This window comes from Burkholderia aenigmatica (genome assembly GCF_048627025.1).
Classification (GTDB): domain Bacteria; phylum Pseudomonadota; class Gammaproteobacteria; order Burkholderiales; family Burkholderiaceae; genus Burkholderia; species Burkholderia aenigmatica.
Map to the genome: position 1 here is coordinate 1,662,341 of NZ_CP184469.1, position 13,110 is coordinate 1,675,450.

At 66.0% G+C, this 13,110-nt stretch carries 12 protein-coding genes; 5 read left to right on the forward strand and 7 right to left on the reverse strand.

Annotation, left to right across the window (positions count from 1 at the left end):
* Nucleotides 1–11: 11 nt before the first annotated feature.
* Together phnY and ACN8ZM_RS24465 are read right to left on the reverse strand one after the other, a co-directional pair.
* Nucleotides 12–1,466 (reverse strand): phosphonoacetaldehyde dehydrogenase, encoded by a 1,455-nt coding sequence (phnY, locus tag ACN8ZM_RS24460; RefSeq protein WP_420212617.1) that lies wholly within the window; start codon nucleotides 1,464–1,466, stop codon nucleotides 12–14.
* A gap of 44 nt (nucleotides 1,467–1,510) precedes the next feature.
* Nucleotides 1,511–1,867, reverse strand: a complete 357-nt coding sequence (locus tag ACN8ZM_RS24465; protein ID WP_420212618.1) for a GNAT family N-acetyltransferase — start codon at nucleotides 1,865–1,867, stop codon at nucleotides 1,511–1,513.
* Between the two features lie 271 nt (nucleotides 1,868–2,138).
* Between ACN8ZM_RS24465 and ACN8ZM_RS24470 the strand changes: the two genes are divergently transcribed.
* Nucleotides 2,139–3,665 (forward strand): PLP-dependent aminotransferase family protein, encoded by a 1,527-nt coding sequence (locus ACN8ZM_RS24470; RefSeq protein WP_420212619.1) that lies wholly within the window; start codon nucleotides 2,139–2,141, stop codon nucleotides 3,663–3,665.
* 45 nt (nucleotides 3,666–3,710) lie between these two features.
* On the opposite strand, the gene ACN8ZM_RS24475 is transcribed toward ACN8ZM_RS24470, so the two are convergent.
* From ACN8ZM_RS24475 to ACN8ZM_RS24485, 3 genes are read right to left on the reverse strand one after another with little or no spacing between them, the layout of a single operon-like run.
* Nucleotides 3,711–4,163: a hypothetical protein gene (locus ACN8ZM_RS24475; RefSeq protein ID WP_420212620.1), complete on the reverse strand. Its 453-nt coding sequence runs from the start codon at nucleotides 4,161–4,163 to the stop codon at nucleotides 3,711–3,713.
* Nucleotides 4,153–4,800, reverse strand: a complete 648-nt coding sequence (locus tag ACN8ZM_RS24480; RefSeq protein ID WP_301766716.1) for a M35 family metallo-endopeptidase — start codon at nucleotides 4,798–4,800, stop codon at nucleotides 4,153–4,155. The genes ACN8ZM_RS24475 and ACN8ZM_RS24480 overlap by 11 nt, the downstream gene beginning before the upstream one ends.
* Before the next feature lie 4 nt (nucleotides 4,801–4,804).
* Nucleotides 4,805–5,329 carry a PAAR domain-containing protein gene (locus ACN8ZM_RS24485; protein ID WP_301766717.1) on the reverse strand — a complete coding sequence of 175 codons (525 nt, stop codon included), beginning with the start codon at nucleotides 5,327–5,329 and terminating at the stop codon, nucleotides 4,805–4,807.
* Nucleotides 5,330–5,847: 518 nt separating this feature from the next.
* Between ACN8ZM_RS24485 and ACN8ZM_RS24490 the strand changes: the two genes are divergently transcribed.
* The 4 genes from ACN8ZM_RS24490 to ACN8ZM_RS24505 all read left to right on the forward strand — a co-directional run bounded on the left by ACN8ZM_RS24490 (nucleotide 5,848) and on the right by ACN8ZM_RS24505 (nucleotide 10,161).
* A complete protein-coding gene (locus tag ACN8ZM_RS24490) occupies nucleotides 5,848–6,246 on the forward strand; it encodes a nuclear transport factor 2 family protein (RefSeq protein WP_226264921.1) in 399 nt (132 codons plus the stop codon).
* 171 nt (nucleotides 6,247–6,417) lie between these two features.
* Entirely contained in the window at nucleotides 6,418–8,235 is a 1,818-nt protein-coding gene (xsc, locus tag ACN8ZM_RS24495) for a sulfoacetaldehyde acetyltransferase (protein ID WP_043179349.1), read from the forward strand.
* Nucleotides 8,236–8,362: 127 nt separating this feature from the next.
* On the forward strand, nucleotides 8,363–9,397 hold the full coding sequence (pta, locus tag ACN8ZM_RS24500; protein ID WP_420212621.1) for a phosphate acetyltransferase: 1,035 nt from the start codon (nucleotides 8,363–8,365) through the stop codon (nucleotides 9,395–9,397).
* Nucleotides 9,394–10,161, forward strand: coding sequence for a sulfite exporter TauE/SafE family protein (locus ACN8ZM_RS24505; RefSeq protein WP_043179351.1), 768 nt, complete (start codon nucleotides 9,394–9,396; stop codon nucleotides 10,159–10,161). The genes pta and ACN8ZM_RS24505 overlap by 4 nt, the downstream gene beginning before the upstream one ends.
* Nucleotides 10,162–10,264: 103 nt before the next feature.
* On the opposite strand, the gene ACN8ZM_RS24510 is transcribed toward ACN8ZM_RS24505, so the two are convergent.
* Both ACN8ZM_RS24510 and ACN8ZM_RS24515 read right to left on the reverse strand, forming a co-directional pair.
* Complete coding sequence (locus ACN8ZM_RS24510; RefSeq protein WP_420212622.1) at nucleotides 10,265–11,986, reverse strand: cobaltochelatase CobT-related protein; 1,722 nt, start codon at nucleotides 11,984–11,986, stop codon at nucleotides 10,265–10,267.
* Complete coding sequence (locus ACN8ZM_RS24515) at nucleotides 11,983–12,972, reverse strand: AAA family ATPase (protein ID WP_043179354.1); 990 nt, start codon at nucleotides 12,970–12,972, stop codon at nucleotides 11,983–11,985. Before ACN8ZM_RS24515 ends, ACN8ZM_RS24510 begins: the two co-directional genes overlap by 4 nt.
* Between the last annotated feature and the right edge of the window lie 138 nt (nucleotides 12,973–13,110).

Sequence of the window (13,110 nt, forward strand, 5' to 3'; positions counted from 1 at the left end):
CCCCGCCTCGCTCACCACGGCAGCGAATACGTCTTCACGTTCGTGAAGCTCTTCATCGCTTCCTGCACACCCTCCTTGTACCCCAGCCCCGAATCCTTCACGCCGCCGAACGGCGTCAGTTCGAGCCGGTAGCCCGGTACTTCGCGCACGTTCACGCTGCCGACTTCCAGCTCGGTGATGAAGCGCGTGATGTTGTCGAAGCGGTTCGTGCAGACCGACGACGACAGTGCATAGTCGGTGCTGTTCGACATCCGGATCGCTTCGTCGATGTCGCGGAAGCGCATGATCGGCGACACCGGGCCGAACGTCTCGTACTTCACCAGCGGCATGTCGGGCGTCACGCGATCGATCACCGTCGGCGAATACAGCGCGCCGTCGCGGACGTTGCCGACCAGCAGCCGCGCACCGCGTGCGATCGCGTCGTTCACCTGCTGCTCGCAGAACTTCGCGGCTGCCTCGTCGATCACCGTGCCCATGTCGACCGAAGGATCGGCCGGATTGCCGTACGACCACGCCTTCGTTTTCTCGACCACCAGCTCCGTGAAGCGATCGGCCACCGACTCGTGCACGAGCATCCGCTTGATCGCGGTGCAGCGCTGCCCCGAGTTCTTGTACGAACCCGACACCGCGAGCGTGCTCGCTTCGTCGAGATCGGCGTCTTCCATCACGATGATCGGATCGTTGCCGCCAAGCTCGAGCACCGCGCGCCGGTAACCCATCCGCGACGCGATCGACTTGCCGATCGATACGCCACCGGTGAACGTGATGAGGTCGATCGCCGGGTTCGTGATCAGCTCGTCGGCAATCTCCTTCGGGTCGCCGGTGAGCACCTGCAGCATCTGCGGCGGCAGGCCGGCTTCGTACAGGATGTCCGCGAACAGGTAGCACGACAGCGGCACCTTCTCCGACGGCTTCACGACGATCCGGTTGTTGGTCGCGACCGACGGCACGATCTTGTGCGCGACCTGGTTCATCGGGTGGTTGAACGGCGTGATCGCCGAGATCACGCCGAGCAGCGGGTCACGCTGCGTGTACACGCGGCGCTTCTTGCCGTGCGGTGTCAGGTCGCACGAGAAGATCTGCCCGTCGTCCTTCAGCACTTCACCGGCGCCGAACGTCAGCACGTCGGCGACGCGGCCCGCTTCGTAGGTCGCATCCTTGAGGCACAAGCCAGACTCGGCCGTGATCAGCGCCGCGATCTCGACGGTGCGCGCACGCACGATATCGGCCGCGCGGCGCAGGATCGCCGCGCGATCGTGGCGCGTGAGCGTCGGCCGGTACGCACGCGCGGCCGCGAACGCGCGCCGCACGTCGTCCAGCGTCGCCTTCGGCACGGTGCCGACCAGCGAGCCATCGTACGGGTTGCGCACGTCGATCACTGCGTCGCGCCACACGCGCTGCCCGTCGATGCGCAACGCTTCGTGCCGCACGTCGGATGCGGGAATCGGCTTCAGGACCGTGCTCATGTCGTCTCCGTCTTGATGCAGCGTGATCGTGGCCACGCTTGCGGTTACCGCAGCGCGGCCTGGCGCACCACGACCAATCCTTCGTATTCGAGGCAGCGGCACAGCGTCGACCACGCCGGCGTATCGGGCCAGTCACGCGCGCCGGCGTCGATGCGAATCGGCTGCCCGAATTCGCGCGACGCGCACGCCAGCAGCGTGTGCGCGATGCCGCTGCGCCGGTACGCAGGTTCGACGTATAGCCGCGTGAGCGACGGCGATCGCACGGCATCGCCACCGTCGTCGTCGAGGTCGAGCGCTCCGATCGCCTCGTCGTCGCGATACGCGACTGCTGTCGCGCGTGCATCGTCGAACACGATGCGGATCACGCGCTCGCAGCGATCCCTGAACACGACGACGTGCATGGCGTCTCCCTCCTTTGCATCACGCGGCAGGCGAACGCGATGCGCGCACGCCCTCCTGCGCCCGCGTACCGGGGAGTTATCCGGATCGTCCGGGCGCGACGAGTTGAGTATCGTCTTGCCACGTCGGCGCGCAGTAGTGCCAGACGACACATTTCATTGAGTCCACATCCGCGGCGCGACGCGCGTATTCTCGCGACACCGCGCCTCTCGCGGGCCACGTGCACACCACGCGCACCGCCTCGCGTTTCCCGTACCGATCACAGGAGGAAGCATGTCGAGTCGTACCCCGACCGCCTTATGGGCCCAGCAGTTCCGGCGGTCGTCGGCGTCGAGCCTGCAGGACCAGATCCGGCGGATGCTCGTGGCCGCGATCCTCGACGGCCAGCTCGCTCCCGATGCCGCGTTGCCGTCGAGCCGCGAGCTCGCCGACCAGCTCGGCGTCGCGCGCAACACCGTCGTGCTCGCGTACCAGATGCTCGTCGAGGAGGGCTACCTGATCTCGCGCGAACGCAGCGGGCACTTCGTGAACCCGAAGATGCTCGAAGGCGTGCCCGGCTTCGCGTTGGTCCGGGCCGGCGCCGTGCCCGCCGGTGGCGACGACGTGCCCGGACGCCCTGCCTGGGAGAAACGCATCACGCATCCGCCGTCGAGGCAGCGCAACATCGTGAAGCCCGCGAACTGGCAGCACTACGAATTTCCGTTCATCTACGGGCAGTTCGACCAGTCGCTGTTTCCGACCAACGACTGGCGCGAATGCTGCCTGAAGGCGCTGTCGGTGATGGAGATCCGCAACTGGGCGCCCGACCTGATCGAACGCGACGACGAATCGCTGATCCAGCAGATCCGCACACGCGTGCTGCCGCGGCGCGGCGTGTTCGCGATGCCCGACGAGATCGTCGTCACGAACGGCTGCCAGCAGGCGCTGTACCTGATCGCGGACCTGCTGTGCGGCAAGCACACGACGGTCGGTTTCGAGAACCCCGGCTATCCGGACGCGCGCAACATCTTCGAGAACCGCAACGCGCGGCTGCTGCCGCTGCCGGTCGACGGCCACGGCATCGCGCCCGACGCGCTCGGCGATACGCTCGCGCGCTGCGACTACGTGTACGTGACGCCGAGCCACCAGTGCCCGACCACCGCGACGATGCCGATCGAACGCCGCCGCGCGCTGCTCGATTACGCGCAGCAGCACGATTTCGTGATCATCGAGGACGACTACGAGAGCGAAAACACGTTCTCCGGCACGCCGCATCCGGCGTTGAAGAGCCTCGACACGGCCGACCGCGTGATCTACGTCGGCAGCCTGTCGAAGACGTTCGCGCCGGGGCTGCGGCTCGGCTACGTGGTCGGGCCGCGCGAGCTGATCCGCGAGTTGCGTGCGCTGCGGCGGCTGATGGTGCGCCATCCGGTTGCGTATATCCAGCGGGCGTTCGCGACCTTTCTCGCGCTCGGCCATCACGACGCGTTGTTGCGTCGACTCGCGCATGCATACAGCGAGCGCTCGCAGGCGCTGATGGCCGCGCTCGATGCGCATCTGCCGGAAGCGCGCCATGTCCGCGTGACGGGCGGCGCATCGTGCTGGGTCGAAGGCCCGCCGTGGCTCGATGCGGCGCGGCTCGCGGTGGACGCGCAGGAGGCCGGCATTCTGATCGAGCCTGGCGGCGTGTTCTTCATGAACGACGACAGCAATGCGCGTCGATGCTTCCGGATGGGGTTTTCCGCGATTCCGCTGGAGCGGATCGAGCCGGGGGTGCGGGCACTCGCGCAGTGTGTGCGGGCGCAGAAGCCCGATCAATGAGAGAGGCCCGCGATGTCGCGGGCCTTGTCAGTGTGGCATGTAACGTCAACGCCCGGCGGGTGGAGGGCTCAAGGTTGAGCAACAATGGTCCGGGCATCCCGGACCCACATTGACCTCCACACGCCGCCCGCTTTGATCAATCTCGGGAACCGGCTGGTAGATTCGACCGATAAATGCGCTCCGCCTGCCTTTGATCGTGAACTGATCAAGCGCGTTCATGACGTTTTCAGCCCGTCGGTGCGCCAACTGCTGAGCGTTCTTTTCCGTCGATTCCGAAAGCCCTACAAGCCAGACAACATCGATAATCGGAAAGCGATTGCGTAAATCACTCGACCATGCTGACAACCGTGCCAGTTCGGTCCTTGAAATCTCGCTCGAATCAGCTTCAAAGTGAACGTCAATGTATTGACCGGGAAGGTTTTGTGGCCCTTCGCACGCAAGCGCCGTCTGCGCAAGGAACAACGAGAGCACGACAGCAGCCACGAAGTTAGTCGCCATCTACGACGTACCCTGCGATGCTTTCGGCATTGTTGATCGCCAAATCCGGATGTGAACGCCCCCATGCCGGAAGGAACGGAGTGATGTAGTACTGGTCATCGGTTGCCGCCATCGTGTCCAGGAAATGACTTGCTTCGTGAATGATGACCGATACCTGCGAATCGGCGTACGCAGTCCACGGGCGCATCGTGCAAAACTCGGGGCTGATCGAGAACGTGTGAGTTGCAGTGTCCGGTGCGCAGACATGTGCGGCTTCCTGATCGGTGCCAAGCGGATGCGGTGTACACCCCGTCGCCAGATCCGCAGCGCTGCCGGTACGAACGACATTGTGCTCGTTGAACGTTCGAACGACATTCAGCACCTTCGCCAAGCCGGTAAGAAGCCGCGTACGGGTTTGATCATCGTCGCGACCGAACCACTTGAACACACGATCTTTCTCGTACCGCGACCACACTTTCAGGGAGGCAACGCGTGCCTCCAGTCGACTCACGGCAAGCACCTGCGCCTTGGCAAACATGATCCGAAACTCGGAGTTCGTCATGTTCTCGCAGATCGGCCGCATGTCAACGTCAACGAATCGTTGCGATCCTTCAACGGTATTTGTTGTCGTCTCGGCAACGGTGGTTTGATTCGCCATCTTCTCAGTCTCCCACTACGAGCTTCAGCGTTTGCGCACCTTTCGTACTCACACGCAAAGTACATCCCCGCGCGTCGCTCATGCCGGATGCAAGCACGTTGCCGGATAGATCCTTGATCCAATATTCAACGTTACTCAGTGGTCGCTTCGTCCGCTTGTCTCGAATCACGAACTGGTCGTCATGGATCATCGGCGCAACGGCTTGCGTGAATGCACTTGACGAACGTGTGCCGACTGCGGTCGCGTGGCCGGGATCATCGTAAAAGATCGTGCAATCGCTGCCCGCTAGAACCCGGTTCATTCCGCATGGACAGAGCACGGAGTCGCCTTCGAGAACAACGCTGCGTTCGTCCCACGTCATATGCACGGCGCTTCCAACGATTTTGAACAATCCATCGCAATGGCCGCATGTTGCCTCGTCGCCGCTAAGGGCCACATGCTTCTCTTCGCTAAACATCGTTGCTGTCGTTGCGATGACGAAGCCTCCTGTAGTCGTCGGGTCGCCGTTTCTGACTGCTCGTCGCGACATAGTCGATTCCTCGAATGAAGTTGGTAAAAAGCCGATCGCACGTCTGCGCTCCCGACTTGATCGGCAGCGCTTGACGTCAACTGAATCGGGCAATGATCACGCAGACCCAACGAAACATTGAGCGAGGAAACCGCGCACGCACTAGCAGATCCTCAAGCTGTCAGTCGACCAAGAGGCACATTGAATTTCGGATTATTTCGATTACGTTCGGTCAAATTCGAACAACTCCCACCCTCACCTTTAATCTCGAAAATTAATTCTTACTTTTCACATTAAAACCTCCTCTCCCTCTGAAAATAATCTCAGTACCTCCGCATACCTTGACAACCAGGAAATGATCAAAAAGTGTGACGCAAGCCATCCTCTGCCGCCCTGCAGATAAGCATCCGACTCTGGCCCAAGCGAAACCTCCCGACTGGCGCTACCGCCAAAAACGAGCGCTCACTAACGTGTCGATACCGCGTGCCGCATGCGCGCCAGCGCCTTGCGGCCGCCCACCATTCGACAGGAGACACGTTATGTCCGACACGCTCACCGCCCCCGTCACGGCCGCCACGCTCGCGGCATTTTCCGACGCATTCAACCGGCACGACGCCAACGCGTTGATGGGCTTCATGACCGAGGACTGCGTATTCGACGCGGCCGGCGGCCCCGACATCCACGGCACGCGCTTCGTCGGCCGCGACGCGGTACGCGCCGCGTTCGAAGCCGTGTTCAAGACCTTCCCCGACGCGCACTGGGGTCGCGGCCGCCACACCGTCGCGGGCGAGCGCGGCGTCTCCGAGTGGGTGTTCACGGGCACGCACGCCGAAGGCTGGCGCATCGAGGCCGAAGGCTGCGACCTGTTCGAATTCCGCGACGGGCTGATCGCCGTCAAGCGCGCCTTCCGCAAGGAACGGCCGAAACAGCCGGCCTGAGCGCGCGCCTCGCGCGCTACCCGGGCCACCGCCCCCCGCGCACATTTTGAAACGAATCATTTCATTTCATTCCACATTCCCCGACATCGGGCGGAATGACTTGACCGGCTTTCCCCAGCAAATAGCATCTGGAACAAGACGTTCCGTTAATTGAACAATCGGAGACAACCCATGAGCGAACAATCCACTTCCCTGCGTGCATCGGCGAACGGTCCGCAGGACATGACGCCGTCCGAAGCCTTCGTCGAGACCCTCGCGGCCAACGGCGTGACCGACATGTTCGGCATCATGGGCTCCGCGTTCATGGATGCGATGGACATCTTCGCGCCGGCCGGCATCCGCCTGATCCCGGTCGTGCACGAACAGGGCGCGGGCCACATGGCCGACGGCTATGCACGCGTGTCGGGCCGCCACGGCGTCGTGATCGGCCAGAACGGCCCCGGCATCAGCAACTGCGTGACCGCGATCGCGGCCGCGTACTGGGCACATAGCCCGGTGGTGATCGTCACGCCGGAAGCCGGCACGATGGGCATCGGCCTCGGCGGTTTCCAGGAAGCGAACCAGCTGCCGATGTTCCAGGAATTCACGAAGTACCAGGGCCACGTCACGCACCCGGCGCGGATGGCCGAATTCACCGCGCGCTGCTTCGACCGCGCGCAGGCCGAGATGGGCCCGACGCAGTTGAACATCCCGCGCGACTACTTCTACGGCAAGGTCAAGGTCGAGATTCCGCAACCGCGCCGGCTCGATCGCGGCGCCGGCGGCGAACAGAGCCTGGACGACGCGGCCGCACTGATCGCGCAGGCGAAATTCCCGGTGATCATCTCGGGCGGCGGTGTCGTGATGGCCGACGCGATCGAGGAATGCAAGGCGCTCGCCGAACGGCTCGGCGCGCCGGTCGTCAACAGCTACCTGCACAACGACTCGTTCCCGGCGAACCATCCGCTGTGGTGCGGCCCGCTCGGCTACCAGGGCTCGAAGGCCGCGATGAAACTGCTGTCGCGCGCGGACGTCGTGATCGCGCTCGGCTCGCGCCTCGGGCCGTTCGGCACGCTGCCGCAGCACGGGATGGACTACTGGCCGAAGGACGCGAAGATCATCCAGATCGACGCGGACCACAAGATGCTCGGCCTCGTGAAGAAGATCTCGGTCGGCATCTGCGGCGACGCGAAGGCCGCGGCGATCGCGCTCACGCAACGCCTCGACGGCCGCACGCTCGCGTGCGACGGCTCGCGCGGCGATCGCGCCGACCAGATCGCGACCGAGAAGGCCGCGTGGGAAAAGGAACTCGACGACTGGACGCACGAGCGCGACGCGTACAGCCTCGACATGATCGAGGAGCAGAAGCACGAGAAGCCGTTCAGCGGCGGCCAGTACCTGCATCCGCGCCAGGTGCTGCGCGAGCTCGAGAAGGCGATGCCCGAGGACGTGATGGTGTCGACCGACATCGGCAACATCAACTCGGTCGCGAACAGCTACCTGCGCTTCAACAAGCCGCGCAGCTTCTTCGCGGCGATGAGCTGGGGCAACTGCGGCTATGCGTTCCCGACGATCATCGGCGCGAAGGTCGCCGCACCGCACCGCCCGGCCGTGTCGTATGCGGGCGATGGCGCGTGGGGCATGAGCCTGATGGAAACGATGACCTGCGTGCGCCACAACATTCCGGTCACGGCCGTCGTGTTCCACAACCGCCAGTGGGGCGCGGAGAAGAAGAACCAGGTTGACTTCTACAACCGCCGCTTCGTCGCGGGCGAGCTCGACAACCAGAGCTTCGCGGCGATCGCGCGCGCGATGGGCGCCGAAGGGATCACGGTCGACCGCCTCGAAGACGTCGGCCCGGCGCTCAAGCGCGCCATCGACATGCAGATGAACGAAGGCAAGACCACGATCATCGAGATCATGTGCACGCGTGAACTCGGCGATCCGTTCCGTCGCGATGCGCTGTCGAAGCCGGTTCGCATGCTCGACAAGTACAAGGACTACGTGTAACGCCGCGTCGCTGACGCACCCGTTGCCGGTCGCGCGCCCCTCTCGCGCGGCCGGCCTTCCGGCCGGACGCCGTGCCCCGTGCGGGCCGCCGCATCCGGCCGTTTTTCCTTTCCTACCCGAGCGAACGATGAAAGCCCTCGACCGCATTCTCGACTCCGCGCGCCGCCAGCCGATGCGCATCGCGCTGTGCGAAGCCGACGATCCGCGCGTGCTGCAGGCCGCCGCGCGCGCAACACGCGACGGCATCGCCCGCATCGTGCTCGTCGGCAACCGTGCGGCGATCCACGCGGCGGCCGCGCGCGACGCGATCGATCTCGACGGCATGACGCTCGTCGATCCGGCCACTGCCGCGCAACGCGATGCCTATGCCGACACGCTGCATGCGCTGCGCAAGAGCAAGGGCATGACGGCCGATGCCGCGCGCGACGCGGTACTCGACCCGCTCTGCCACGCGAACCTGATGGTGCGGCTCGGCGATGCGGACGGCTCGGTCGCGGGCGCCGTGCATGCGACGGCCGACGTCGTGCGCGCGGCGATCCAGTTGATCGGTGTCGATCCGGCGTTCCGGATCGTGTCGAGTTTCTTCCTGATGATGCTGTGCGAACCGTTTCACACGATCAAGGGCGGACTGATCTTCTCCGACTGCGCGCTGGTCGTCGATCCGGACGCGAATCAGCTCGCCGAGATCGCGATGGCCGCGGCCGACAGCGCGCACGCGCTGCTCGGCGAGGAGCCGCGGGTCGCGATGCTGTCGTTCTCGACGAGCGGCAGCGCGCATCACGCGGCGGTCGACAAGGTGACGGCCGCGACCGCGCAGGTGCGCGAACGGCGCCCCGCGCTCGCGATCGACGGCGACGTGCAGCTCGACGCGGCGATCGTCGCGGAAATCGCCGAGCGCAAGATCGCGCATTCGCAGGTGGGCGGCCACGCGAACGTGCTCGTGTTCCCGAGCCTCGAAGCCGGCAACATCGGCTACAAGCTCGCCGAGCGGATCGGCCGTGCGAAAGCCGTCGGCCCGCTGCTGCAAGGCTTGCGTCGCCCCGCGAATGACCTGTCGCGCGGCTGCAGCGCCGACGACGTGTATCACGTGATCGCGGCGACCACCGTGCAGGCGCAGGCAGCCGCGCAGCGCGCCGCGACCGGCGAGGCCGCACACGCATGACCGCCGACAAACTGGCGATCCTGATCGCGGTGATCGGCGCCGGCAGCTATTTCCAGACCGTCACCGGCTTCGGGCTCGGGATGATCGTGATGGGCGCGACGAGCGGCTTCGGGCTCGCGCCGCTCGCCACCGTCGCCACGCTGATGAGCGTCGTGTCGCTCGCGAACGGCGCAACCGCGCTGCCTGGCCGGCTGCATCACATCGACTGGCGCGCGGTTGGTGCGGCGACGCTCGGCATCCTGCCGTCGGTCGTCGCGGGCGTGCTGCTGCTCGAATGCCTGAGCCGCTCGGCGGCCGACCTGCTGCAGCTCATTCTCGGCGCGGTCGTGCTGTACGGCGGCCTGAGCGCGGCGCTGCGCCCGGCGCCGCTCACCGAGCGCTCGGACAACCGCAGCTTCTTCGTCAGCGGCCTGTTCGGCGGCTTGCTCAGCGGGATGTTCGGCGTATCGGGGCCGCCGCTGATCTTCCAGTTCTACCGGCAGCCGCTGACGCTCGTGCAGATCCGCTGCGCGCTGATCGTGCTGTTCACGACGACCTCGGCCACGCGCGTGCTGTACAGCGCATGCGAAGGCCAGCTCGATCGCGACATCTGGGTGCTGGCCGCGATCGCGACGCCCGTTGTGATGCTGACGACGGTCGCCGCGCGTCACTACCCGCCGCCGCTGTCGCCGGTCGCGTTGCGCCGGCTCGCGTTCGGTGTATTGATGGCGATCGGCATCGGGCTGATTGCGACGTCGCTGCCGCCGCTGCTGCATCGCGCTTGATCTCGCGCGGCGTGCGCCGCGTCGACCCACCCTGTTCCCGGCAATCGATTCGGAGTCGACGCGTACACGTTCACCGCGTCCGCGTCGAATGCAGTCGCGCGCTTCACCGCCGCGCGCCGATCCATCCGGCGATTTCGACGAGCCGCTTCATGTCCGGCGCCGACGCGAGATCGATCGCGAGCCGGTGCCGGTAATACGGGCCGAGATCGAGCCCGACGCCGAGCCCGAGCACCTCGACACGGCCCGCCGCCTCCTGGCGCGCGACCACCTGTTTCAGATGGTTGTCGAGATAGAACGGATCGTTCGCGAGCGCCGTCGCGCCGTCCATCGGGCTGCCGTCCGAGATCACGACGAGGATCTTGCGCGCCTCCGGCCGCGCCGCGAGCCGCGCGCACGCCCATTCGACCGCTTCGCCGTCCACGCCTTCACGGAACAGATCGGCCTTGAACAGCGCGGCAATGCCCGTGCGCGCATGCCGCCAGCGCGTGTCCGCGTCCTTGAACACCAGGTGGGCGGTTTCGTTGAGCCGGCCCGGATGGCGCGGCTTGCCGCGCGCGAGCCAGTCCTGTCGCGCGCGGCCACCGTTCCACGCGAGCGTCGTAAAGCCGAGCACTTCGGTCGCGAGACCGGCGGCATCGCCCGCGCGGGCCAGCGTGTCGACCATCAGCGCGACGCCGTCGATCCACGTCTTCATCGACCCGGAGCAGTCGATCAGGAACGCGAGCGCGCAGTCGGCATGCGGCCGCACGCGTTCGAGCCGGAACAGCCGCCGTTCAGCCGGCGAGCTGACGAGCTGCGCGAGCCGGCGGCCATCGAGGCGGCCGTGCTCCTCGCCGAACGACCAGCCATCGGCCTGCGGCACGACGAGCGCCGCGCGCAGCACGCGCGCGAGCCGCGTGACGTTGATCCGCTGCGCGGCGACCTGGCCGTCGAGCCGGTCGCGGTACTCGCGAAGCAGGGCCGCGCGGATCTGCGCGGCCGGCCGGAGCTCGCGGTCGTAACGCGTCGTATATGCGCGGTAGACGGCATCACTGCCCTGCAGCACGACGCTGTCGCCCGTCTCTACGAGTGCGGGAAGGTCGATGCCTGTATCGTCGAAATCGACCCACAGCGAGAAATTCGTCAGTGCGTCGTCCTGCTCACGCGCGTCTTCCGTCTCCGTTTCCACGATAGCCGCCCGCGCGTCGCGGATCATCGCCGCAATGCGCTTCGCGAGCGCCAGCGCGTGTTCCGCGAATGCGCGCTGATCGTGCCGGCACCGCTTGAGCCCCGCGAGCTGCACGCCGATCTCGGGCACGATCGCCGCACGCGACGCTTCGATCAGGTCTTCCGTTTCTTCGAGCACCGGCCGGCCCGTCAGCCGCGACCAGGCGATCTGCGCGACCGTGTACACGAGGATCCCGACATGCGTATCGGCCTGCCCCGACCGGTGGAACGCACGCGACCAGGTGTCGAAACGATGGCGCAGGTTCTGCACGACACCGCGCATGGCAGGCGGCGCCAGCGATTCGCAGCGCAGTTGCTCGAGCATTTCGAACAACACGCGTTCGACCGGATCGTCGCCGGACAACGCGCGATGCAGGTCGGCATCCGAATGCAGGATGCGCAGCGCGGCGCCGTCGGCCGCACCGCGCCACGACGCGAGATCGTCGTCGGCCGCCTGCGCGCGCAGGTGCGGTGCATGGATCGGCAGCGGCCGCAGGTCGCGGCACACGCGGCCCGCACGGTAATGCAGCGCCGCGTCGCGCGTCAGCGCGCGCACGGTCGACGCGCCCAGCGCTTCGCGCGCCGATGCGCGGCGCGCGGCGTCGCGATCGGCGCTCACCGCCCCGCTCCCGGCTCACCGCCGCCGGCACGCGACGCGACCGCCAGCTCCTCGCCAAAGCAGCGCTGGTAATACTCGGCGACGACCGGCCGCTCCGCGTCGTCGCATTTGTTCAGGAACGTGAGCCGAAACGCGAGCGCCGGATCGCGGAAGATCTGGCAGTTCTCGGCCCAGTTGATCACCGTGCGCGGCGACATCAGCGTCGACAGGTCGCCGGTCGCGAAGCCGTTGCGCGTCAACTCCGCGAGGCTCACCATCGATTCGAGCAGCGGGCGGCCGGCTTCGTCCGCGAGTTCCGGCACGCGCGCGCGCACGATACCGATCTCCTCGTCGCGCGGCAGGTAGTCAAGCGTCGCGACCACGTTCCAGCGATCCATCTGCGCATGGTTGAGCATCTGCGTGCCGTGATAGAGCCCGTTCAGGTTGCCGAGCCCGACCGTGTTCGCGGTCGCGAACAGCCGGAACGACGGATGCGGGTGGATCACACGGTTCTGGTCGAGCAGCGTGAACTTGCCATCGCGTTCGAGAATCCGCTGGATCACGAACATCACGTCCGGCCGCCCCGCATCGTATTCGTCGAAGATCAGCGCGACCGGACGCTGCAGCGCCCACGGCACGATCCCTTCCTGGAACTCGGTCACCTGCACGTCGTCGCGCACGACGATCGCATCCTTGCCGACGAGGTCGAGGCGGCTGATATGGCCGTCGAGGTTCACGCGCACGCACGGCCAGTTCAGCCGTGCCGCGACCTGCTCGATATGCGTCGACTTGCCGGTGCCGTGCATCCCCTGCACGAGCACGCGGCGATTGCGCGCAAACCCCGCGAGGATCGCGAGCGTGACGTCCGGGTTGAAACGGTACGCGTCGTCGATATCGGGCACGTGATCGTCGCGCGCGCTGAACGCGGGCACCATCAGGTCCGATTCGAACCCGAACCGTTCGCGGACCGACACCATGCAGTCCGGCTTGTTCGCCACCCCATCCATTGCGTTGCGCTCCTGTCGTTGCGTATTGCGCGGACGTCGATCGTCGTGCCCGCGTCAGTCGTATTTACGGAACGATTCGTTCCGTTGCCGAAAATGCGTGCCGGATTCCATCGATCCCGGCCCCGTGCGGCTGGCCTG